This window comes from Plebeiibacterium sediminum (assembly GCF_026013605.1).
Taxonomy (GTDB): Bacteria; Bacteroidota; Bacteroidia; order Bacteroidales; family Marinilabiliaceae; genus Saccharicrinis; species Saccharicrinis sediminus.
On sequence record NZ_JAPDPJ010000045.1, the window covers coordinates 1 to 22,851 of the forward strand.

Annotated in this window: 20 protein-coding genes and 6 tRNA genes; 16 read left to right on the forward strand and 10 right to left on the reverse strand. The window is 32.9% G+C overall.

Annotated features, from left to right (window positions below; all coding sequences use genetic code 11):
* Positions 1-302: 302 nt before the first annotated feature.
* The gene (locus tag OM075_RS16765; protein WP_301191695.1) at positions 303-593 is read right to left on the reverse strand and encodes a DciA family protein; all 291 of its coding nucleotides are present in this window, start codon (positions 591-593) and stop codon (positions 303-305) included.
* The gene (recF, locus tag OM075_RS16770; protein WP_301191696.1) at positions 593-1,711 is read right to left on the reverse strand and encodes a DNA replication/repair protein RecF; all 1,119 of its coding nucleotides are present in this window, start codon (positions 1,709-1,711) and stop codon (positions 593-595) included. Before recF ends, OM075_RS16765 begins: the two co-directional genes overlap by 1 nt.
* A 158-nt stretch (positions 1,712-1,869) precedes the next feature.
* Here recF and OM075_RS16775 point away from each other — a divergent pair, with 158 nt between their 5' ends.
* From OM075_RS16775 to OM075_RS16795, 5 genes are all read left to right on the forward strand, one after another.
* A complete protein-coding gene (locus OM075_RS16775) occupies positions 1,870-2,562 on the forward strand; it encodes a tetratricopeptide repeat protein (RefSeq protein ID WP_301191697.1) in 693 nt (230 codons plus the stop codon).
* Positions 2,563-2,649: 87 nt separating this feature from the next.
* Positions 2,650-3,144: a 6,7-dimethyl-8-ribityllumazine synthase gene (ribH, locus tag OM075_RS16780; RefSeq protein ID WP_301191698.1), complete on the forward strand. Its 495-nt coding sequence runs from the start codon at positions 2,650-2,652 to the stop codon at positions 3,142-3,144.
* Positions 3,145-3,166: 22 nt separating this feature from the next.
* Positions 3,167-3,249: transfer RNA gene (locus tag OM075_RS16785), tRNA-Tyr, on the forward strand.
* Positions 3,250-3,291: 42 nt separating this feature from the next.
* Positions 3,292-3,365 (forward strand) — tRNA-Thr (locus OM075_RS16790).
* A gap of 15 nt (positions 3,366-3,380) precedes the next feature.
* Positions 3,381-3,453, forward strand: a tRNA-Gly gene (locus tag OM075_RS16795).
* 632 nt (positions 3,454-4,085) lie between these two features.
* Here OM075_RS16795 and OM075_RS16800 read toward each other — a convergent pair.
* From OM075_RS16800 to OM075_RS16810, 3 genes are all read right to left on the reverse strand, one after another.
* Positions 4,086-4,445 carry a hypothetical protein gene (locus OM075_RS16800; RefSeq protein ID WP_301191699.1) on the reverse strand — a complete coding sequence of 120 codons (360 nt, stop codon included), beginning with the start codon at positions 4,443-4,445 and terminating at the stop codon, positions 4,086-4,088.
* 24 nt (positions 4,446-4,469) lie between these two features.
* On the reverse strand, positions 4,470-5,270 hold the full coding sequence (locus tag OM075_RS16805; protein ID WP_301191700.1) for an SDR family oxidoreductase: 801 nt from the start codon (positions 5,268-5,270) through the stop codon (positions 4,470-4,472).
* Between the two features lie 139 nt (positions 5,271-5,409).
* Positions 5,410-5,483, reverse strand: a tRNA-Arg gene (locus tag OM075_RS16810).
* 541 nt (positions 5,484-6,024) lie between these two features.
* On the opposite strand from OM075_RS16810, the gene OM075_RS16815 reads away from it, so the two are divergent.
* From OM075_RS16815 to OM075_RS16850, 8 genes are all read left to right on the forward strand, one after another.
* A complete protein-coding gene (locus tag OM075_RS16815; RefSeq protein WP_301191701.1) occupies positions 6,025-7,797 on the forward strand; it encodes a histidine kinase in 1,773 nt (590 codons plus the stop codon).
* Positions 7,794-8,540 (forward strand): LytR/AlgR family response regulator transcription factor, encoded by a 747-nt coding sequence (locus OM075_RS16820; protein ID WP_301191702.1) that lies wholly within the window; start codon positions 7,794-7,796, stop codon positions 8,538-8,540. Before OM075_RS16815 ends, OM075_RS16820 begins: the two co-directional genes overlap by 4 nt.
* A 700-nt stretch (positions 8,541-9,240) precedes the next feature.
* Positions 9,241-10,413: an OmpA family protein gene (locus OM075_RS16825; protein ID WP_301191703.1), complete on the forward strand. Its 1,173-nt coding sequence runs from the start codon at positions 9,241-9,243 to the stop codon at positions 10,411-10,413.
* A 33-nt stretch (positions 10,414-10,446) separates the two neighbouring features.
* Positions 10,447-13,038, forward strand: coding sequence for a right-handed parallel beta-helix repeat-containing protein (locus tag OM075_RS16830; RefSeq protein WP_301191704.1), 2,592 nt, complete (start codon positions 10,447-10,449; stop codon positions 13,036-13,038).
* Positions 13,039-13,084: 46 nt separating this feature from the next.
* A complete protein-coding gene (locus OM075_RS16835) occupies positions 13,085-13,855 on the forward strand; it encodes a hypothetical protein (protein WP_301191705.1) in 771 nt (256 codons plus the stop codon).
* A gap of 24 nt (positions 13,856-13,879) precedes the next feature.
* Entirely contained in the window at positions 13,880-14,446 is a 567-nt protein-coding gene (locus OM075_RS16840) for a LemA family protein (protein ID WP_301191706.1), read from the forward strand.
* A gap of 12 nt (positions 14,447-14,458) precedes the next feature.
* Complete coding sequence (locus OM075_RS16845) at positions 14,459-15,436, forward strand: DUF3137 domain-containing protein (protein WP_301191707.1); 978 nt, start codon at positions 14,459-14,461, stop codon at positions 15,434-15,436.
* On the forward strand, positions 15,433-16,065 hold the full coding sequence (locus OM075_RS16850; RefSeq protein WP_301191708.1) for a hypothetical protein: 633 nt from the start codon (positions 15,433-15,435) through the stop codon (positions 16,063-16,065). Before OM075_RS16845 ends, OM075_RS16850 begins: the two co-directional genes overlap by 4 nt.
* A 41-nt stretch (positions 16,066-16,106) precedes the next feature.
* On the opposite strand, the gene OM075_RS16855 is transcribed toward OM075_RS16850, so the two are convergent.
* The 4 genes from OM075_RS16855 to OM075_RS16870 all read right to left on the reverse strand — a co-directional run bounded on the left by OM075_RS16855 (position 16,107) and on the right by OM075_RS16870 (position 18,011).
* A tRNA-Arg gene (locus OM075_RS16855) sits at positions 16,107-16,180 on the reverse strand.
* Between the two features lie 14 nt (positions 16,181-16,194).
* Positions 16,195-16,268: transfer RNA gene (locus OM075_RS16860), tRNA-Arg, on the reverse strand.
* Between the two features lie 207 nt (positions 16,269-16,475).
* A complete protein-coding gene (locus tag OM075_RS16865; protein ID WP_301191709.1) occupies positions 16,476-17,240 on the reverse strand; it encodes a NigD1/NigD2 family lipoprotein in 765 nt (254 codons plus the stop codon).
* 96 nt (positions 17,241-17,336) lie between these two features.
* Positions 17,337-18,011, reverse strand: coding sequence for a Crp/Fnr family transcriptional regulator (locus tag OM075_RS16870; RefSeq protein ID WP_301191710.1), 675 nt, complete (start codon positions 18,009-18,011; stop codon positions 17,337-17,339).
* A 133-nt stretch (positions 18,012-18,144) separates the two neighbouring features.
* Here OM075_RS16870 and OM075_RS16875 point away from each other — a divergent pair, with 133 nt between their 5' ends.
* The 3 genes from OM075_RS16875 (at position 18,145) to OM075_RS16885 (ending at position 21,462) form a co-directional block, all read left to right on the forward strand.
* Positions 18,145-19,026, forward strand: a complete 882-nt coding sequence (locus tag OM075_RS16875; RefSeq protein ID WP_301191711.1) for an ATP-binding protein — start codon at positions 18,145-18,147, stop codon at positions 19,024-19,026.
* Positions 19,027-19,162: 136 nt separating this feature from the next.
* Positions 19,163-20,809, forward strand: coding sequence for a hydroxylamine reductase (hcp, locus tag OM075_RS16880; protein ID WP_301191712.1), 1,647 nt, complete (start codon positions 19,163-19,165; stop codon positions 20,807-20,809).
* Between the two features lie 122 nt (positions 20,810-20,931).
* Positions 20,932-21,462 carry a GNAT family N-acetyltransferase gene (locus OM075_RS16885; RefSeq protein ID WP_301191713.1) on the forward strand — a complete coding sequence of 177 codons (531 nt, stop codon included), beginning with the start codon at positions 20,932-20,934 and terminating at the stop codon, positions 21,460-21,462.
* 77 nt (positions 21,463-21,539) lie between these two features.
* On the opposite strand, the gene sucD is transcribed toward OM075_RS16885, so the two are convergent.
* Positions 21,540-22,409 carry a succinate--CoA ligase subunit alpha gene (sucD, locus tag OM075_RS16890; RefSeq protein WP_301191714.1) on the reverse strand — a complete coding sequence of 290 codons (870 nt, stop codon included), beginning with the start codon at positions 22,407-22,409 and terminating at the stop codon, positions 21,540-21,542.
* Between the last annotated feature and the right edge of the window lie 442 nt (positions 22,410-22,851).

Consider the following 22,851-nt stretch of genomic DNA (forward strand, 5'->3'; position numbering starts at 1 on the left):
TTGTCATGCCACAAAAAACAGAAGCAAAAAAAGGCTAGGCTGCACCCACTTCTCTCAAAAAACTACGATTATTTGACTGAAATCGTTTAAACTCGCGTTGCTCAAACAAAAACGATTTTTAATCGTCAAACTAATCTTGTTTTTTGGTTCACTGGCTGAGGCCGATGTAGAACCTACTAAAGAATTGAAATATTATTTTTATTTAGGACAGATGTGATTTTTAATATTTAATTGACTTTATTAACCCAGATATAATAGTTACTAAGCTTATAACCAACTCTCAAAAGTCTTGAGCCAACTCTTTATCTAATTACGATAGCAGTAACAATCTGATGCCCTACTTCATTGTTCAAAGCCAACATTATCCTATCCTTAAGCATCAATAGTTCATTGCGCATTACACTGGAGTTAATACTTACATACAAAGTTCCATTATGCATAAATATTTGAGTTGTGGCTCTGGCTACATTTCTTCCTATTACTTTTTCCCAGGAACGAACCACCCTGTTTTCGAGCATTTTATGATCTAAATGATCTCGTTTTAAAATCTCTGAAATAATCTCTTTTATTTTAACTGCATCTTTCTTTTCCATTACGCTTCACCCTCGTTATATAAAGTAAACTCCCCATTATTTACAGCATACACCACACTATCCTTTTCTATACGTTTTAAAATAGGTAAAATCCTATTTAGCTGTGTATCTGTAATAAAAATCTGATTAAAAGCATCTCCTCCAACCAATTCAATTAAACGATCTCCCCTTTCCGAATCTAATTTATCAAAAATATCATCGAGCATTAATATTGGTGTTGTATTTTTATGCTGAACCAAAAACTTAAACTGCCCTAATTTCAGGGCTATTAAAAATGTCTTTTTTTGGCCTTGCGATCCTATTTTTTTAATGGGATATCCATTGATTTTGAACTCTACATCATCTCTGTGAATTCCCTTGGTACTATATCCCAAAATAACATCCTTTTGGCGGGCTTCTCTTAAAACATTCTCAAAATCCTCTTTAAGCAGATGTGATTTATATTCAAAAGCCACTTCTTCATTACTTCCTGAAATATAATTATACACCTCGTGAAAAACCTCCTTAAGTTCGGATAAAAACACCTGTCTGGCCCGGGCAATCTTACTTCCTAAAGAAATAATCTGCATATCCCAAATGTCGAGCATATTATTTACTTCAGCATTTAAAGCATTTATTCCCTTTAAATATGCATTACGCTGTGCCAGTACTTTATTATAGGAAATCAAATATTCAAGATAGCTTTTATCATACTGTGAGATAACACTATCAATATATTTTCGTCTTAATTCACTTCCTTCAACAATTAAACTCTCATCCTGAGGCGAAATCATCACCAATGGCAATAAACCAATATGGTTAGAAAGTTTTTCATATTCCTTTTTGTTTCGCTTAAACTGTTTTTTTTGTCCCTTTTTTAGTCCACAATAAATTTGTTCCTCTTGTCCATCCAACTCATAACCTCCCTGAATCACAAAGAAATCATTATCATGTTTAATACTTTGACTATCTATAGGATTAAAAAAACTTTTACAAAACGACATATAATATACCGCATCTAACAAGTTGGTTTTTCCGGCGCCATTGTTTCCTACAAAACAATTAATACCCTCACTTAAAACCAATTGTGCAGATTCTATATTTTTAAAATTAATCAGATGTAACTTATTCAGATGCATATAAAATATTTTCAGCTCACAAATGTAATTAATCCATGATTAAAATTTTAATAATAGTCCAAATCAAAAAGATTAAAAATGTTAAAGAATTTCTAATCACATATTTTGATTTTTTGACAAAAGAACTACATTTGCGTAGCAATAAAAAATAATTATCCATGTCGAAAAAGGAAAAAGAATATGCTACGGAAAATAGCATGGAAAACGTTGAACATGCGTTAAGTAAAACAGAGCAATTTATAGAAGACAACCAAAAAACCCTAACTATCATAATGTTCGCCATTATAATTATTGTTGGAGGTTACTGGGGTGCCAAAAAGCTTTACTTTTTACCAAAGGCAAACGAAGCTCAGGAATCTATGTTCTTTGCTCAAAATTATTTTGAAAAAGACAGCTTTAATCTTGCTGTAAATGGTGACGGTATGAATATGGGCTTTGTTGAAATAGCTGAAAGCTACGGAATGACAAAACCAGGAAAACTAGCTAAATATTATGCTGGTGTTTCATATTTACACTTAGGTGAGTTTGATAATGCTATTGAATATTTAGGAAGTTTTTCTAGCGATGATGAATTATTAAACGCTACAGCTAAAGGAGCTTTAGGTGATGCATACCTTGAAAAAGGAGATGTTGATGCTGCGATCAGTAATTATAAGTCGGCAGCTTCTGTAGACAACAGCGTTGTTGCTCCTACATACTTCTTTAAACTTGGTTTAGTATACGAAAACCAAAAGAAATATGAAGATGCTGTAGAAGCTTACACAAAAATTAAGGATGATTATAGCAAAAGTACAGAGAGCCGTAATATTGATAAATATATTACCAGAGCTCAGCTTCTTGCTAAAAAATAAACTTATTTGAAAATTTATAATGAAAGAGGTTGTCATTTATGGCAACCTCTTTTATTTTTGCATCATAAATAAATATATAAAATACTTATGGCAACTAGTTTAAAAAACTTATCAGATTACGATAAAACAAAAATGCCTTCTGCAGCAAATATGAAGTTTGGTATTGTTGTTTCTGAATGGAACGAAGAAATTACTGAAGCTTTATACGAAGGCGCATATAATACTTTAGTTGAAAATGGAGCTAACCCTGAGAATATCATTAAAAAATATGTTCCTGGTAGCTTTGAATTAACAAAAGGAGGCAAATACATGGCTGATTACACTGATGTTGATGCTGTGATTTGTTTAGGTTGTGTTATTAAAGGAGACACTCCTCACTTTGATTTTGTATGTGATGGCGTAACTCAAGGTGTGACTCAATTAAATTTAGACTATTCTATTCCATTTATTTTTGGTTTGATTACAACACTTAACATGCAGCAAGCCAAGGACAGAGCAGGTGGTATTCATGGAAACAAAGGTGATGAAGCTGCTGTTACTGCAATAAAAATGGTGAACATGGGTTGGAGTTTAAAAAAATAATTCTATATTTGCATCCGCTTTCGGGGAGATACCAAAGTGGCCAACTGGGGCGGACTGTAACTCCGCTGACTTTCGTCTTCGTAGGTTCGAATCCTGCTCTCCCCACAAGCTAATTAACAAAGGTTAATTAGAATAAAAATAAAGTTTGCCAATATAGCTCAGTTGGCTAGAGCAGCTGATTTGTAATCAGCAGGTCGTGGGTTCGAGTCCCTCTATTGGCTCATTTAATTTTATTTGCGGAAGTAGCTCAGCTGATAGAGCATTAGCCTTCCAAGCTAAGGGTCGCGGGTTTGAATCCCGTCTTCCGCTCTACAAGAGCCATTTGATAATAATCAAATGGCTCTTTTTATTTCTACTCAATTACAAGGTAATTTCAATACCAAACAATAGCAGAAAATCAGGAATAACTTGCGACTCTGATTAATCATAAAGAGAGATCATACAAGATTAACAAAATATACAGGGGATATTCCAATAAATAAGATAGTAAAGAGAGTACTTCTCACCTTGATTATTACATTTAAAAGCGTTAAAAAGCAATCCTGAATAGCATTAACCCATAGATTAATCTTTAATTGATTTTTTTAGATTGAATAGGAAAGTGGAACATTATAATACACGAGGTATTTAATTCCAGTCTTGTCCTTTATAGCCCTGCTTTAACACATTTACTATACAAGCTAGCAGTTTACCACACACTCATCATCATCTTATCGTGCAATATTCGCAAATCTATGGCGTACAGGTTGTGTACAGGTTGCGTTGCGGTTGCGACCATTTGCGATGCCGTTGCGTAGCTGTCTAGTCCCCTTTGCGATGCCGTTGCGATAAATTTGCGATAAAATGGGCTAGATTTGCGTACACTTTGCGATAAACTTGCGATGCCGGGAATAAATAGTGCAAAAACTGCCAATACCAGGAATATTACAAATAATCACTTATTATTTATTGCTTTCATTATTCCTCCAATTCTTATACCTATCGTTTGAATGATACAAAAACCAATCTGTTACCACCCCAAACAAATACAACAAACTAAAAAGAAGAATCAAGGCAATAATTAAAACATAATTCTCATAAGAGTGCAGTAATTCACTTTGCTCAACTAACAATCTTAAACGAGCAGTTACATATGCAACTATTACAAATGAAGGAATCAGGCTATAAAAAGCAAAATATTTCCGTTTAATATACTTACCAATTACATCATTAGGACAAAATAAAAAACTTATCTTCTTCCTAAAAAGATACAACGGAACCATACACACAACAACAACTATATATGCAATAATATCATTCATCAATCTTAAATTAATTAAAAGATACTACAACTTAAAGTACACTAACATTAGTTTTTGAAACCATCGTGAAGGCAATATATTTTTCACTTTGGGCATAATCAATTCTATAGGTGCACCAATTCTATATTTTGGTTTTAAATGTTTTTTAGATAGGATCTTTTCTACTTTTTGAGCTACTCTAATAGGATCTCCGGCATTTTCAACATTCTCAACAGTTGTTTTACTAATTCTGTCAAACTGCTCTTTATATGGTGAATTAGCATCAACAATGCTTTGCTTTTTATTATAGGCAACATCAGTTTTAAAATCCCCGGGCTGAAGAACACAAGCTTCAATACCAAATTGCTTTACTTCCATACACAAAGACTCTGTCATTACATCCAAAGCTGCTTTACTTGCCGAGTAAATACCATTGTAAGGTAAGCCCGCTTCTGCCGCCAAAGAACTAATAAATATTAGTCGCCCATTACCCTGCTTGCGCATTATCGGTAAAACAGCACTATTTACCCTCTGAATGCCATAAACATTCAATTGCATTACCTCATCAATATCTTCTGGTTTAAATGTCTCAATTGGCCCAATAGCGCCTCTTCCTGCACATTGAATTAAAACATCAATGTTACCTGCAAAATCAACCGCCTTATCAATGGCATCATCAACAGATAATTGATTTGTAACATCCATTTTTATCCAGCTAATAGCTGATTTATTTAATTCATCCTCTACTCTCCTTCCAAATCCGACAACCTGATGACCTTTACCTGATAAATATTCAGCAATAGCCTTTCCAATTCCCGAAGTGGCACCTGTAATTAAAATATTCATTTTATAATGCTTGTTTATTTTGAAGACCAAATATAAGGAGATATATCAAAGTTCTTGTTCTTACAACAAGAGGAAAGAAAAATAAAAGATATATATAAAACAAAAAAGACCTGTAAGATTATACTTACAAGTCTTTATGTGAACCGGGAGGGATTCGAACCCCCAACCTCCTGGGCCGTAACCAGGGACTCTATCCAATTAAGCTACCGGTCCGTTTACCGTGTTTTGAGATAATGCTTTTCTCAAATGCGGTGCAAAATAAGGGATAATATTTTAGAAATCCTAGTAAATACGATCATTTAATGTATAAAAAAGTACTTTTGCATTTTATTATTAAAATTTGTTGAAGCTCCTCCTATTAACACTATACAAAGCAGACACTCTGCTAAGTAAATATAAACCATTACCTAAATGAAATAAACCTCATTAAATACATGAAGATTTCTTTTTATTTTAACATAAAAAAAGATTAAATATATTTGCATTTAGCACTTCATATTTACTATTGATACAGTAGCATACAATAAATTGAAGCCAAACATAAAATAGAAACCCATCAGACAAATAAAGTTGTAAGAAAAATATTTAACCCAAATTTAGACTATGCAAAATACAAATTCTATATTCAAAAAATTTTTAATCATTGTAGAATTTCTACCAACGTTAAAGTTAGATACATAATGTTTACTATACCAAACTTCAATAAGATTCCAATCCTCATAAACTCCAACAACTGATTACCTTCTGTATAAAAATGCTTCTTAAAAAAATTCATAAAATATTATCATTGGCCATATTAATGCTTGTTTCAACCATTACTTGTTTTGCTCAAAATCCATCATACAACAATCACATTAAAAATGCCACTTCTAAATACTACGAAACCGCCCTTAAGAATCGTAATAATCACAATTATGATTCAGCCCAATTTTATTTTAAACAAGCCTTAAAGCAAGCTGAACAAGATGAAGATTACTACATGTTAGGAAGAATTTATAATGGACTTGGAACGTTATATCGAAAAACCTACCACAACCGTGAATCCATTCATTATTACTTAAAGTCTATTGCAACAACAAAATACTCCGGGAATCAATATGGTAAAGCTATTGCAGAAAATGGTATCGGAAATATTTATATGGGGCTGAAAGAATATAATAAAGCATTGTTTTATTATAAGGAATCAATTAAGTATGGTCTTGAAAATAACAATAACTATCACCTTGAAGTCAATTATGGAACCATTGGTGACGCTTATCTGAAACTAAATGTTCCTGATTCTGCTGAATTCTATCTCTGGAAATCGCTTCAACTTGCGAGTAAAAGAAAAAGTACAATTGCAGAGGGTATTTGTTACCAATTATTAGGAGAAGTAAAAGAACAACAAGGATTATTTAACGAAGCATACAAATATTATTCAAAAGCCTTAGATCTACAACGCATTGAAAATGATAAACGATATTTAAGTTATGCCTTAATACATTTAGGAAACTTGTGCGAAAAGATTGGAAAATTTAAAGAGGGTGAAGAAATGCTATTGGAAGGAAAACCTCTTTCAATTGAACTCAACTCCCTAGAGGATATTATAATGGCTTACGAAGCTCTTTACAACATTTATTTTAGCACAGGAAAATATAAATTGGCCTGCGAAGAGCTTGCTATGGTTAATGCCTGGAAAGATAGCCTTTTTAACATTGAAAGTGTAAGTGCTTTAAATGATATGGAGTTTAAATATCAAACCGAACGAAAAGAGCAACAAATAGAATTGCTAACAGCTGAAAACAAAATTAGAAGCCAGCGAATGATGTTATTTATTATTATATCAATTGTTCTGGTACTTGCTATTATTGGTGGAATATTAGATTTCTTCAGGCGAAAAAAACGCAATTCAGAACAACAACTAATGCTCAAGCAACAACTTCTACGAATGCAAATGAATCCACACTTTTTGTTTAATGCATTAGGTAGTATACAAAACTATATGTATCGCAACGAAACTAAAAAAGCAGCCGGTTACCTTAACAATTTTGCATCTCTTACTCGAGCTATACTTGAACATACAACACAAGAGTATATTTCTCTTGAAGATGAAATTAAATCGCTTCGTAATTATATCATTTTAGAACAAATGCGTACCAATCATAGTTTCGATTACCAAATTATTTACTCAGAAGATTCAGATATTGAATTTATTGAAATACCACCTATGCTAATACAACCTTTTGTTGAAAATGCCATTAAGCATGGACTTAGAAATTTAAAATATCAAGGACTGCTGCATATTTCTTTTGAAGAAGAAAACGATGCATTATTTGTTTATGTTACTGACAATGGGCATGGTATACAACAAAATTCCAACACGCAAAAAGGCCACCGATCCATGTCTATGCAAATTTTCAATAAAAGACAAAAAATTTTATCGCGTCAATTGAAAAAGAATATCTATTTTTCGATTGAAAACCAACAAGATCTTAATCCCCAAAAAACAGGCACCAAAGTTAAAATACAAATACCCATTAAACTATGATAAAAGCAGTATTAATTGAAGACGAGCCACAATTGATGGAAACCAACAGATTGATGCTTAAACAGAACTTTCCGAACATTAAAATAGTTGGTGAAGCAGATACTGTAAGCAAAGCTATTAATACCATACAAGAACAACAACCTCAACTTGTACTACTCGATATTGAATTAGCTGATGGTAATTGCTTTCAAGTACTAAACCAATGTCGTCCATATACTTTTAAACCTGTTTTTATTACTGCCTATAACCATTATGCAATTAAGGCCATTAAGTTTAGTGCTATTGATTATATTCTAAAACCTGTTAACGAATTTGAGTTTTGTAATGCCATTAACACTGCTATTACATCAATTAATGAAGATGAAATAAAACTGCAAACATTCAATTTTGAACAACAATACAACAACGAAGCAAAGAGTAAAAAATTACTATTACGCACCGCTGACTCTCTTCACCTTGTTGATATTAAAGAAATTATTTTTTGTAGAAGCGATAATAGTTACACTACATTTTTTCTTAATGATGGTCAGAAGATAATTGTATCTAGAAGTATTAAAGAGTATGAAGAAATGCTAAGCGAACATGACTTTATTCGTCCTCATCAGTCATTTTTAGTTAACCTTAGCCATGTAACAAAAATAGACAAAACAGATGGTGGCTTTATGGTTATGAAAAACAAGAAAGAAATACCAATTTCATCACGTCGCAAGCAAATGGTCATTGATAAACTGGATAGCCTATAAGTATAATTAACTAATTTGTATTAATCACAAATCCAACAAATTTTTCATTTACCCAAAACGAATCCTATGTTTGCGTTTTCAATTTTGGATTATAACATCTGATAACAATACAATTTACAGTAAAACCCTTACTTATTCATAATTAACCAAAGACGACTAAAGTCGGTTCTATGCACCTTCTAAACTAATTCTTTATACTTTAATTGCGGTATAGATAAATAATTAGTGGCTATTATTCATCACCATTTAATAACACATTCTTCAACATCACCCCTTCCCAAAAATTGAACATCTATTATCTTTAGCTCAAACGCCTACACATTCAAATCCAACTTCTGCGAATTCAAATTCCCCTCAATATAAATGTAGCTACTATCGTACTTTTGCTTAGTAACAATACAATAGACTAAACACAAAAACTATAATTATGAGAATTACAGGCTTCACTAATACAGTGCTGTTTATTAAAGATAAAGGCGCATAAGCTAATACAATTATATTTTCTCAAACAACTCCATCTCAGAATAAAATTTATTATAGCACTTCAGATTAGTACGATTGAAACGATTAATAAAGCTTATATATCCAATAATTAACTCCAAATAATCTTAATTCTTCAATGAAAACCATTCAAATACTAATTGTCTGCCTGTTTTGCTTTGCAACTATAGAAAGCACAGAGGCTCAATTTCTTGAAAAAATGGCTAAGAAAGCTAAAAAGAAAATTGAAAATGAAGCTGAAGAAAGAACTGAACGCCGAATTAATAATGAAATAGACAAAACATTTGACAAAGCGGAAGACCGCATTGACGAAACGACAAATAGAGATAAATCGAGTAAAAAGGCACAAAACACCACCAACAAAAATACTCCTACTGAAAATAACACTAACACTGCTCCAACAAAAATGAACATTAAATGGAGTCGCTTTGACTTTGTTCCTGGAGATAAAGTAATCTTTGAAGATGGTCCTGATCTAATGGAAGAAAACGGAGAATTTCCTTCTCGTTGGGATCTAATAAGCGGACAAGTTGAAATTGCAAATGTTAATGACGAATCTGTAATGATGTTTCTTGACGGTGGTAAGATTATTCCGTATTTAAAAAATTCAAATGAAGATTACTTACCAGATGTGTTTACAATAGAATTTGACTATTATACTCCCAAAGATGGCAATAGATTGTCGTTTTACCTTACTGATCAAAAAAATCAACGAGTTTCCGAAGAACAGGAATTTGAAGTTACTCCTATCCGCATAAATACTCCGGATGGAAATTATGTAAATCATCCTGAACGAGATTATACATATTATGAAAATGGATGTTGGACTCACGTTTCATTAGCTTATACCAAAGGTAAACTAAAAGTATATCTTGATGATACCAGATTAATTAACATACCTCATTATAACCATAATCCTTCAGGATTTACAATCTACCCCTACTTCGCAAATGCTTCTAAAGATCAGGCATTTTTTGTAAAAAATGTTCGCATTGCAAAAGGAGGTGTAAAATATTACGACAGAGTATTAAGCGAAGGGAAGATTATTTGCAACGGTATTCGCTTTGATGTAAATAAGGCAACACTCAAGCCCGAAAGCATGGGGCCTATCAATAAAATCTTCGAGTTAATGCAAAAACAGCCGGATTTAAAGTTTAGCGTTGAAGGCCATACGGACAGTGATGGTGACGATACTAAAAATCAAACGCTATCAGAACAAAGAGCTAAAGCTGTAATGAATACATTAATAGGAATGGGAATTGCTTCAGAAAGGTTATCCTCAAAAGGTTACGGCGAAAGTAAACCTATTGATAATAATACAACTGCTGAAGGAAAAGCCAATAACAGAAGAGTGGAATTTGTTAAAATCTAATCTTTAGAAATACATATTTAAGAAACTAAAACTATGAGAAAGTATAAAATTTTAATTGCAATAGTATTTATCTGTATCTCAATAAAGACCTATGCACTTGAAGGCTATTTGCACCAAGCCGTTTGGAGTGGCGTGGTATATATTACCAAAGATGTAACTCTGGCAAAGGATAGCACAATTACTATTACCCCTGGAACTGTAGTAACTTTTAGTCCTGATACAAAATTTACACTACATGGTAAATTACTGGCAAACGGAACTGCGGAAATGCCAATAATATTTACCTCTTCATCTGCTGATCCTCAACCTGGTGATTGGGATTGTATTTATCAAAATGCATTATGGGGATCAGGACCGGAATCCTCTTTTTCGAATTGTATTTTTCAATACGGTGGTGGAAACCGCAACATTGGAGAAGATGCTATGCTTAATTTCATACAAGGAGCAAGAGGTACAGTAAGCAATTGTTCTTTTAAGCATTCTGCTTCATCTGGACTCGAAATTAATGGCTCTGAGATTAGTGTTGATCACTGTTCTTTTATTGATAATGCTTTCTATGGAGTATTTGTATCCGGAGGCCATCCATACATCACAAATAATACTTTTACTGATAATACTTCGCACGCAGTATTTATGAGAACCGTTCACATAACCAGCAATTTTACCGGAAATACAATGACCAATAATGGCACTAACGGTTTTGTTATTCGCGGTAACGATTGCTTTTCAACCAATGACCCATGTAGTTTGTATGATAACGACGGGATACCATATGTACTTGAAGATAATCAGGTAACATATTTTCCTTTGAATATTTATGAAGGTACCATCTTAAAATTTTCTACCACAGAAAGCTTTGGCAACATTGGATATAAAGCTCATTTGTATACTGGAGCTAAAGGCGGAGGTGAATATGGGTCAATCATTACACATGGAACTAAAGAAAATCCTGTTATTTTCACCTCAATTTATGATGACACAATAGGAGGTGATACTAATAATGATGAAGACGCTACAGAAGCATCAAGGGGAGACTGGGGGTATATAAGTATATTGAATGGACACGCAGAGTTTAATCATACAATAATAAGGTATGCTGGTGCAACTTATCCTGCTTTAGAATTTAAAAATGGAGCAAGTGGATGGGTAAAATACTCTATAATTACGAAATCAAACAATGTAGGTATTGCGTCGAATTCAACTATTATAATTTCTGATTCCGAAATATCGGATAATACAAAGGATGGAATAACTGTTACTTCTGAAGCCTGCAAGGCAACTATATCAGATAACATTATTAATGATAATGGCGGAAACGGAATATCTGCAAACTACCATTCTGCTCCTCTAATTAAGAATAATACAATTAATAATAATGCATATAGTGCTATCTATGCTAATTCTACACTAATAGATAAACCATGGACCAACAACACAGCAACTGGAAATTATATAAATGCAATTACAATAAATAGTATTTCCACAAGAAAAGCCAGTACTTTTTACAACCCGCTAACATTACCTTATGTCATTGAAAATTCTATGGTAACCTATCCCCTACTAACTATTAAACCAGGAACCGTTTGTAAGTTTTATACCACAGAATCATACTCAAACATTGGGTATAGAGCAAATATTTACACTGGAAATTCCGGATTCGAAGATCGAGGGATTATTGCTGCAGGAACAATTAATGATCCTATCATTTTTACTTCTATAAATGATGATAGTTATATTAACGACACACGTGAAGATGGAGATGACATAGTGCCTGTAGCAGGAGATTGGGCAAGCATTAGCTGCAGTAAAGACACAGCTGTATTTAAAAATTGTGTATTTGCCTATGGAGGATATGGATCCACCGGATCAATGCTCGATATTTCAAATTTGTACAATGCAGATATCAATAGTTGCTCTTTTGATTACAGCGCATCATCTGGTGCAAAAATATACAGGGGAATGGCCACGATTTTAAACAGTAGTTTTACAAATTCTTCAAGAGGAATATTATTAGAAGGATCTAATAATGATTCAATTACCAGAATAAAAGCCTGTGACTTTTACAATAACGATATTGGATGTTATACTGGAAACGGTGCCTATATTACCTATTCAATCTTTTCTAATAATAATACTGGGGTAAAAAACTATAGTAAGCTCTTGTCGTTAGGACAAAATGAAACAGATAGTATTGGCAACAATACATTTAGTAACAACAACACTTATCACGTTGAAAATAGAACTAATGCCAAAATTAAGGCCATAAAAAACATTTGGGACAGTAACGTTGCTGCTGAAATTGATGCTAAAATTTACGACGACAATGAATATTCCAGCTATGGAGAAGTAATATTTAATCCATGGATTACTAATACTCCAACAAAAGTAGAGGCATCAAATAATTATGGTATTACAGTCTTTCCGAATCCTGTTATAGACATTGTTCATATTTTAACAGACCAGACTATATTAAACATAAGTATTTACAGTACAAATGGACAATTTTTAAAACAGGTTCAATCTGTTGACCAAATAAATATTTCGGAACTAATTAATGGTGTTTATATTTTAAGAATACAAACCTCTTCAAAAGAAACAATACAAAAAATCATTAAAACCAAATAACTAAACAACTGATTATATACATAAATATCCTTTAATCCAGTTAATTATGAGAAAAACAAACTTTTTAAAGCCAGTATTGATTATTGCCACCATGACAATTCTTATTGCATGCACTTCTAACATCGAGAAAATTCCCCTTGAAATTCCTAAGGAACTGCATGGAAATAAAAAAGCAGAAGCTATAATAGAAGATATGACTAATGCTGTTAACGATTGTAGAAACTACATGCAAAAAGCTACCAAATTAGCGATTAAACAAATGAAAAGTGGCAATGATTCCTTAAGTATCACTCAAGGACTTAAAATTGCCATGATAACAGGTAAAATCATGTTAAGTCAGAATAAAATAGAAAAGTATCATAATCAAGTAGATCAATTAAGTCAAGATCTTAGTGAGTCACAATCAATGGCTTTAATAAATTGCGTCAACAGTCTTGAAGATAAAATTGGTGAGATTAATACCGAAGAACTTGGTTTATCTGATGAAGAACTTACCACTTTAAAAAACGGAGGAAACCTTGATTTTAATAATCAAAAGTCAAACGTATCTCAAAAAAAGATAGATAGCATCATGGCTATGCGCAACGAAGCAATTGGAAACATGAAGCCTGAAGGCAATTATAAAGAACCCATTGAAAAACCTGGTAATGTTATAGAGCCTCCCCTATGGTTCTCTATAGCTTTCCCTATTGTAGTAGTTGGATTAATGATTTTTATATTCTTTATGGGCATTCACTTGTTTTATAAAAAAGTAAAAAGAACAGTTAACGACTTAAGTTATGTAAAAAATGATGTGCTTAGACACGTAGAAAAATAATATCTAAAAAAAAATTCAAACATCATGAATACATTAATAATAACAGCAACATTAGTACTAGTTATAGTATTAGTATTAGTTATAGTATCAATGTACAACGGATTAATAAAAAGACGTAATGAGGTAGACAATGCTTTTGGAGGGATGGATGTACAGTTAAAAAAAAGATATGATTTGATACCTAACCTTGTGGCAACAGTCAAACAATATGCATCTCATGAAAAAGAATTGCTTACAAAAGTTACAGAGTTGAGAGCAAAAGTAACTCAGGGAAATTTATCACCAGATGATAAAGTAAAGTTGGATAATGAGATCTCCGCAAGTATGAAAAGCATTATGGTGGCTGTTGAGAATTACCCAGATATAAAAGCCAGTGATAATTTTATTCATCTGCAAAGAACTTTAAATGAAGTAGAGTCACAGATTTCGGCTGCAAGAAGAACCTACAATGCAGTAATTACCGAGTATAATAATGGTATAGAGACCTTTCCTGGAAACATTATTGCCGGTATGATGAATCTTCACCATAAGGAAGTTTTTGTTATTCCTGAAATAGAACGGGTTAACGTAGATGTAAAAAGTTTGTTTTAAAGGAATCTAAAAATGAAAACGAGCGTAGAATTAAAGCAATTATACGAAAACGAGTTGAAGCCACAGCTTGAAAGTATGGAGAACATGCGAAAGTATATTAAACGTTGGCGTAATTTAGCTATTGTCGCTGCAGTAATGGCTTATGGGGGATTTAAATATCTTACTTATTGGAGTAATATTGCAATAGGTATTATATTTCTAATAGCTGCAATTTTCTGTGCTATAAAAGCATTAATAAGATATACAAAGTACAGAGCAGAATTTAAGGAAGAAGTAGTTAGAAAAGTGATACAATTAATCAATCCGGAATATTCTTATAAACCTACTGCGCATATTGATTCATTTACTTTTACTAGGTCAGGATTATTTCCTCATAAATTTGACAGATGTACGGGTGATGATATGATTACCGGGAGCATTGAAAATGTTCCTTTCAAATTTTCAGAACTTAAGATAGAGCAAAAAAAAGAGACTCGTGATAGTGATGGAAATAAAACAACTGAATGGAGTACTCTATTCAGAGGAATATTCTTTTATGCAGAGTTTAATAAGAATATAGAAAACTCAACTTTTATACTGCCTCAGAGTGATAAAAAAGTTACAAATCTACTGGGTAAAGAAAAAAGTAAAAGTAAGTATTACGGGGAGATGGTTAAACTTGAAAATCCAGTGTTTGAACAACTGTTTTCTGTCTATGGTTCGAGTCAGCAAGAAGCTCGTTATGTAATTACACCTGTTATGATGGAGGCAATTGTTAACTTATACAATCATTATAAGCTTAAAATGTACTTTTCTTTTAAAGCGGATTCAGTGTATTGTGCAATTCCATTTAATAAAAACTTGTTTGAACCTAAAATAGGGAAAAATGGAATTCAATATGAGGATATTGAGGAAATGTATATGCTATTTGGTTTGATAGAAACTCTTATTAAAGAGATGAATTTAAATACAAGAATCTGGACTAAGGAATTTAAACAAACAACGTTATGAGAAGATTATTATTTTCGATGCTAATGATAACTATTATCTCGGTATCAATCAACGCACAAAACACCCAAGAAGTTAATCGTTATGCATTAAAGTCAGGCTATTTAAAACTTGAATTATCAGGTAGTACAACCGGAACCAGGGAATTATGGTGGGATGATTACGGCGAAAAAACATGTGAGATTGAAAAATCAGAAACAACAATTAACATGTTTGGTATGAAACATATTGACAAAACACATATGCTTACAATTAATGTTGGCGACACATATTGGACAGTAGATTATATTAATAACACTGCCTTTAAGGGGGAAATTGAAATTTATGATGCTGCCCAACAGTTTGCTGAATCTATGACAGAAGAAGAAAGGGAAGATTTTACCAATAATGTATTAGAAAGTTTAGGAGGACAAAAACAAGGAACAGAAACCATAAATGGCTTTAAATGTGATGTATTTAGTGTAATGGGAGCCAAAAGTTGGCTTTACAAAGGTATTGCAATAAAAACAACTGCTAAAATTATGGGCATAGAAAATAACGAGATATTTGTAGATTTTAAACCTGGTTCAGCAATACCATCATCCCGATTCACACCACCTTCAGAATACAAATATTTGTCAGGAGCATTATAACAAAAAAAAGGCTTGTAAGTATTAAACTTACAAGCCTTTTGTGAACCTGAAGGGATTCGAACCCCTAACCTCTGCGGCCGTAACGCAGTGCACTATCCAGTTATGCTACAGGTCCATTAATTTTTGTTGTGAATCTGAAGGGATTCGAACCCCTAACCTCTGCGGCCGTAACGCAGTGCACTATCCAGTTATGCTACAGATCCATTTTTGACATTGTTTTGAGATAGTGTTCCCTCAAAAGCGCTGCAAATATAGGGAATTTAATTTTAAGATTCCAAATCAAAAAAGTAAAAAATATGATTTCAGTCTCTATGCTAATTAATATATTCAATTTAACAAAAACTATATCAATAGATTATACGAATAAAAAAAAGGAACAAAATTTTGTTCCTTTTTTTATTCTAAATGTCTTATTTAATCATCGGACTTGGGAACTCACTAAATTTTCGCGAAACATTCTGGCTTTGCGCTTCTACAGGTGTGGAGGAATATTCATAGGTTAGTACTTTGTTGTATTCATATTCGTTATAATATCCCATACTACGAACAAAAATATCAACTGACTCCTCTCCTTCTTGCTGCAATTCACTAATGTCAAATGATGCAACTCCCCAACTAATATAATTCCAGGCATCACCATTATCATTATGTTTAAGCTCTAATAGAATCTCTCCGTTCTCAGTTTCCGGATTAGAACTATCATGCACCAAGTTTACATAGTGTAATAAGTTATTTCCATAATACTTAAATTCAACATTCAGGTAATCACCGGTAAACCAGGTATCAACAATATGAATTGGATCATCTCCAATAGAATCAATTACTTCTTCGTTAGTAGTTTCAGTAAAATTAAATATTGGTTTAGTAAGAATTTCATCATAATCCTTTAGCTCAATATAATAATCCAACAATTCTGAATCTGTCGCTTCCCCTTCTACTTCGTAATAAAACAAAAGACGCATGCCATCCTCAAAATTCGAAGCACTAACCTCATCTTCTTCCTGTCCAAAATTTAATCCATCATCAGTTACAATATAAAAACTGTTATCTGTTAAAACCACAGTTCCTGTTGTAAGCCACCAATTATTATAACCATCTGTGTCATCATCATCATCGCACGACACAAAAATCAACAGTCCGAATAACAACGGTAAAATAAATCTCAACTTCTTCATATACTTAAATTTTAATTAATTTTTCTTTTTGTTCTCTTACTATATGACTGAAGAATTTATCAAAAGTTGCGTGGCCAGTTTGTCTTTTTTACGATTTTATTTCAAACATTCCTTTAATCCCTGAATATCAATGAGCTTTATTTTCTTTCCATTTGCCTCAATTAAACCTTCATTATGTAAATCTCTAATTCCTCGGCCAACCGATGGTCGTGTTACTCCAAATAACTCGGCCAATTCATTCTGTGATTTATCCAAAACTACTTCCAACATACCCTGCGATGCATATTGTAATAGATAATTAGCTATTTTTCCTTTTATGGTAGTAAAATTTAAAAATTTAATTTTTTGAGACAGAAACTGAGATCGGTTGGAGATGGCATTTAGGAAATTTAACAGCATCATCTTATTTTCCTGAAAAAGCTTTAATATCGATTCTTTAGGAATAACCAATAGCTCAGAATCTTCATTGGTAATAATATTTACAGGGAAAGTATTTGACTTACCAAAAAGAAAAGCTACAGCCAACGGCATTGGAGGATTGATATCCTCAATCTTAATCGTTTTTCCTGAAAAGTCAATCATTTCACCCTTAACACTTCCTGATAAGACAATCAGCAATCGATCCACTTTATCACCGGCACTTACCACCATTTGTCCCTTACTGTATTTTTTAACCTGATAATGAACATCTGAAAATGCAGAATTTATTTCTTCAATTGTTAATCCTCTAAAAAGAGGACTTTTTTCTAAAAATGGATAATCGTGTATCATATTGGGATAAAAATATAGACGGTTAGAAAAAAAAATATCTGAAATATACATTTTTTTTGGCCTTTGTAACATATGTTACAGAAAAATGAGCTGCAGTACTGCATCTTTGTAATAGAAATAAAAACGGAAAACAATGGAAAGAGATATTATTAAAATAAACGAAGATTTATGTAATGGCTGTGGACAATGCGTTCCGGGCTGTCATGAAGGAGCTTTACAAATTATTGATGGTAAAGCAAGGTTGATTAGCGATTTAATGTGTGATGGCCTTGGTGCCTGCCTTGGCCACTGTCCTCAGGGTGCAATGGAAATAGAAAGGCGAGAAGCCGAAGCTTATGACGAGGTAAAAGTTATGGCTCAAATGGTGGCTAAGGGTAAAAACACCGTAATTGCACATTTAAAACACCTTAAAGACCATAATGAAATCGGTTTCTTAAAAGAAGCCATGGGTTACTTAAAGGCTAATCAGGATAAATACGATTTTGATTTACAAGAAATAATTAACGTGATGCATAATAAAGTTGAAGTAAAACCTATGGGACACCATGGAGGTGGATGTCCAGGTTCTCAGAGTCAGGAAATTAAACGAGGTGGATTTTCTCTTGCTACAGAATCGAATGCAACAGAACAACCTTCGGAGCTACGTCAATGGCCTGTTCAAATGCATTTAATTAATCCTGCAGCAAGCTTTTTTAAAGAGGCTGATATGGTTTTAGCTGCAGACTGTGTTCCTTTTGCAATGGGTAATTTCCATCAAAAATTCCTTAAAAATAAAGTATTAGCCAATGCTTGTCCAAAGTTGGATGATGGTATGGAAATTTACTTGAACAAGCTGGTTTCTTTAATTGATGATGCCAGAATCAACTCTTTAACTGTAGTTATCATGCAAGTTCCTTGTTGTGGAGGATTAATGAATTTAGCTCAGCAGGCTCTTAACAAGGCGAGTAGAAAAATTCCTATTAAAAGAGCTATTATCTCAATTGAAGGAGAAGTTCTTTCAGAAGAATGGGTTTAAAAATGAGGCGAAAGTTAAAAGTTACAAGTCGATAATAGTAAAATAAAAGCTTGTATTATTTTAACTCACAATAAATCACAGCAAATGCAATCATTGCATTTAAATATTAAAAATTAAAACACTTAAAACAGATATCATGAGTATGTTTTGTTACCAATGTCAGGAAGCAGCCAAAGGAACTGGTTGTACAGTTAAAGGAGTTTGCGGAAAAACAGATGAAGTTGCTGCTCTTCAGGATGTATTACTATTTGTATCCAAAGGATTAGCTCACGTTAATACAATTGCCCTACAAAACAATATAGAAAACAGCAACGCATTTAAATACATGATTGATGCTTTGTTTATTACAATAACCAATGCCAATTTTGACAGTAACAAAATTGTTTCTAAAATAAATGAAGGAATTCAACTTCGTGATGAATTAAAAAATGTCTTAATGGCAAAAGGAGTTGAAATTCAAGCAAATGAACATTCTGTAAATTACAGTGGTTCTTCTAAAGATGATTTTCTAAAAGTTGCTCCTGCAATAGGAATACTTTCAATTGAGAATGAAGATATCCGCTCTTTAAAAGAATTACTAACATACGGAGTTAAAGGTATGGCTGCTTATGCAGAACATGCTATTAATCTAGGGTATGAAAGTGATGAAATCAGCCTGTTTATTCAAAAAGCACTGGTTGCTACTACAAACAGCTCTTTAACTGCAGACGAGTTAGTTGGTTTAGTGCTTGAATGTGGTAAATATGGTGTTGATGTGATGGCTTTATTAGATAAAGCAAATACAGAAAGCTTTGGAAATCCTGAAATAACCTCAGTTAATTTAGGAGTACGTAACAATCCCGCTATCTTAATCTCTGGCCATGATTTAAAAGATATGGAAGAATTGCTGAAGCAAACAGAAGGAACTGGTGTTGATGTTTACACACACAGTGAAATGCTTCCTGCAAATTATTATCCTGCATTTAAAAAGTATGAGCATTTCGTGGGAAATTATGGTAATGCCTGGTGGAAACAAAAAGAAGAGTTTGAATCTTTTAATGGTCCTGTTTTATTTACCACAAACTGTATTGTGCCTCCTAACGAAAGTTATAAAGACCGAATTTATACAACTGGCGCAAGTGGTTTTGAAGGATGTACTCATATTGCAGACAGAAAAGATGGACAACCTAAAGATTTTAGTATAATCATTGAACATGCTAAAAAATGTGCTTCTCCAACAGAAATTGAAACAGGCGAAATTGTTGGTGGATTTGCCCATAACCAGGTAATGCAACTTGCAGATAAAGTGGTTGATGCCGTAAAAGGTGGAGCCATTAAAAAGTTTGTTGTAATGGCAGGTTGCGATGGTAGAATGAACAGCAGAAGCTACTACTCTGAATTTGCTAGTGAACTTCCAGAAGATACAGTAATTCTAACTGCGGGATGTGCCAAATACCGATATAATAAACTTCCTTTAGGTGATATAGGCGGTATTCCAAGAGTATTAGATGCAGGTCAGTGTAATGACTCTTATTCTTTAGCGGTTACAGCTTTAAAACTTAAAGAAGTTTTTGAATTAGAAGATATTAATGATTTACCAATCGTTTATAACATTGCGTGGTACGAGCAAAAAGCTGTAATTGTATTACTTGCATTGTTAAGCCTTGGAGTTAAAAATATTAACCTGGGACCAACACTTCCGGCTTTCTTATCACCAAACGTGGCAAAAATTTTAATTGACACTTTTAATATCGGTGGAATTACAGAAGTAAAAACTGATATAGAGCATATGATTTTATCATAATACTGCCTAATGTTTACGCATAGGTTTTAACAATAGAATGGTAAGTAGGTTTCCCCCATTGTAATCAATACAGTGGGGGATTTTATTTTATGAATAATTCCATTTTATTTGTAATAAAAAAAATGCCATATAAAACGGTTGATTCAAAAATTACCTTCTTAAAACTTGAGCAGAGAATAGACTACTGCTTAATAGAAAATAAACACATAAAACTAATTAAGCAGGATACTCCAATTACTGCAGAAAGCTATTTAAAACTTTACACTACAGTTGGAGAAAATTACAATTGGCTGGATCGTTTATTTATGGATAAATCCATATTAATTGATAAAATCAACTCTCCCAGAACACAGATCTTTACATTTTCAATTCATGAAGAATTTGCAGGTTATTGCGAATTGATTTTAGAAGAGAAATATGTGGAGATTTTATACTTTGGTCTTGCCCAGCAATTTATTGGTAAAGGATTTGGTAAATACTTACTTTCAAAAACCATTGAAAAAGCATGGAGTTTTAATCCTCAATGGATTCAATTGAACACTTGTGATCTCGATCACCCTAATGCACTAGGTACATATAAAAGTTTGGGCTTTGTTGCATACAAAACAATGACAGAAAAGAAAAAGGTAAAAAGAACAGAATCTGAAGGTTAGTACATTACCAACAAGAAAAAACCCCTTGGAAAAATCCAAAGGGTTAATTCATTAATGGTTACACGTTTCAAAATATCTTATCGCAATGCATTCTTCATGGTAACTCCTAAATCCGCAGGAGATTCTACTACATGAATTCCACATTCCTTCATCACTTCCATCTTGGCTGCTGCAGTATCTGCTGCTCCACCAATAATTGCTCCTGCATGCCCCATCCTACGACCTTTGGGAGCTGTTTGACCGGCAATAAAACCAACAACAGGTTTAGTACCATTTTCTTTAATCCACAAGGCAGCTTCTGTTTCCATACTTCCACCTATTTCGCCAATCATAATAATTCCCTCCGTATCCGAATCATTCATTAATAATTCCACGGCATCTTTAGTTGTTGTTCCAATAATAGGATCACCACCTATACCAATACAAGTACTCTGACCTAAACCTTGTTTTGTTAACTGATCAACAGCCTCGTAAGTTAATGTACCAGATCTGGAAACTACACCAATTTTACCTTTAGTATGAATAAAGCCTGGCATAATCCCTGCCTTTGCTAGGCCTGGAGAAATAACTCCCGGACAGTTAGGGCCAACTAATCGTGTATTCTTATCCTTCAAGTAATCTTTTACCTTTACCATATCAGCAGTAGGTATGCCTTCAGTTATGGTTATTGCAACATTAATTCCTGCATCTGCTGCTTCCATTATGGCATCTGCTGCAAAAGCCGGAGGTACAAAAATGACAGAAACATCTGCCCCTACTTCATCTACAGCATCTTTTACTGTATTAAAAACAGGCAGGTCTAGATGAGTTGTTCCTCCTTTTCCAGGAGTAACCCCTCCTACCACATTTGTTCCATATTCTATCATTTGCGAAGCGTGAAAAGAACCTTCACTTCCAGTAAAACCCTGGACAATTACTTTTGATTTATCTGATAACAATACACTCATAACATATATATTTATCTAAATACTTAGGGTATGTAAATTATAATATTTTTTTTATTCTCCCAATTGCTTTTCAATTAAATAACCACTGACTATAAATTTTGTTTAACATTTTTTAAATAATAATAAATATCACAATAAATTTTCCAACTTAAAAACTCAAATGATTAATTTTTTTGAGATAATCCAATTCAAAGAAATCTAACACACCTCTTTCAATTTCTAATTTCGTAACCTTTTGTTAATATTTATTTAACCTTTTAATGGATTCATCATTTGCAACCAATAAATATAATCAATACTATATCAAAACGTTACTATTCATTAATAGATATATAATTACGCCTTAATATTAGATTAACACTTATACCAGTTAGCTGAAATATATTTGTTAGTACAACACACGGGGATTATTTAATCATTTTTTTAACTTTCTTACTTAACA

Bases quoted from the DNA above. Each gene is read 5' to 3' on its own strand.
- OM075_RS16765 (WP_301191695.1), bottom strand. From the start codon at position 593: ATGGAAAAGAAAGATGCAGTTAAAATAAAAGAGATTATTTCAGAGATT.
- recF (WP_301191696.1), bottom strand. From the start codon at position 1,711: ATGCATCTGAATAAGTTACATCTGATTAATTTTAAAAATATAGAATCT.
- OM075_RS16775 (WP_301191697.1), top strand. From the start codon at position 1,870: ATGTCGAAAAAGGAAAAAGAATATGCTACGGAAAATAGCATGGAAAAC.
- ribH (WP_301191698.1), top strand. From the start codon at position 2,650: ATGGCAACTAGTTTAAAAAACTTATCAGATTACGATAAAACAAAAATG.
- OM075_RS16800 (WP_301191699.1), bottom strand. From the start codon at position 4,445: ATGAATGATATTATTGCATATATAGTTGTTGTTGTGTGTATGGTTCCG.
- OM075_RS16805 (WP_301191700.1), bottom strand. From the start codon at position 5,270: ATGAATATTTTAATTACAGGTGCCACTTCGGGAATTGGAAAGGCTATT.
- OM075_RS16815 (WP_301191701.1), top strand. From the start codon at position 6,025: ATGCTTCTTAAAAAAATTCATAAAATATTATCATTGGCCATATTAATG.
- OM075_RS16820 (WP_301191702.1), top strand. From the start codon at position 7,794: ATGATAAAAGCAGTATTAATTGAAGACGAGCCACAATTGATGGAAACC.
- OM075_RS16825 (WP_301191703.1), top strand. From the start codon at position 9,241: ATGGCTAAGAAAGCTAAAAAGAAAATTGAAAATGAAGCTGAAGAAAGA.
- OM075_RS16830 (WP_301191704.1), top strand. From the start codon at position 10,447: ATGAGAAAGTATAAAATTTTAATTGCAATAGTATTTATCTGTATCTCA.
- OM075_RS16835 (WP_301191705.1), top strand. From the start codon at position 13,085: ATGAGAAAAACAAACTTTTTAAAGCCAGTATTGATTATTGCCACCATG.
- OM075_RS16840 (WP_301191706.1), top strand. From the start codon at position 13,880: ATGAATACATTAATAATAACAGCAACATTAGTACTAGTTATAGTATTA.
- OM075_RS16845 (WP_301191707.1), top strand. From the start codon at position 14,459: ATGAAAACGAGCGTAGAATTAAAGCAATTATACGAAAACGAGTTGAAG.
- OM075_RS16850 (WP_301191708.1), top strand. From the start codon at position 15,433: ATGAGAAGATTATTATTTTCGATGCTAATGATAACTATTATCTCGGTA.
- OM075_RS16865 (WP_301191709.1), bottom strand. From the start codon at position 17,240: ATGAAGAAGTTGAGATTTATTTTACCGTTGTTATTCGGACTGTTGATT.
- OM075_RS16870 (WP_301191710.1), bottom strand. From the start codon at position 18,011: ATGATACACGATTATCCATTTTTAGAAAAAAGTCCTCTTTTTAGAGGA.
- OM075_RS16875 (WP_301191711.1), top strand. From the start codon at position 18,145: ATGGAAAGAGATATTATTAAAATAAACGAAGATTTATGTAATGGCTGT.
- hcp (WP_301191712.1), top strand. From the start codon at position 19,163: ATGAGTATGTTTTGTTACCAATGTCAGGAAGCAGCCAAAGGAACTGGT.
- OM075_RS16885 (WP_301191713.1), top strand. From the start codon at position 20,932: ATGCCATATAAAACGGTTGATTCAAAAATTACCTTCTTAAAACTTGAG.
- sucD (WP_301191714.1), bottom strand. From the start codon at position 22,409: ATGAGTGTATTGTTATCAGATAAATCAAAAGTAATTGTCCAGGGTTTT.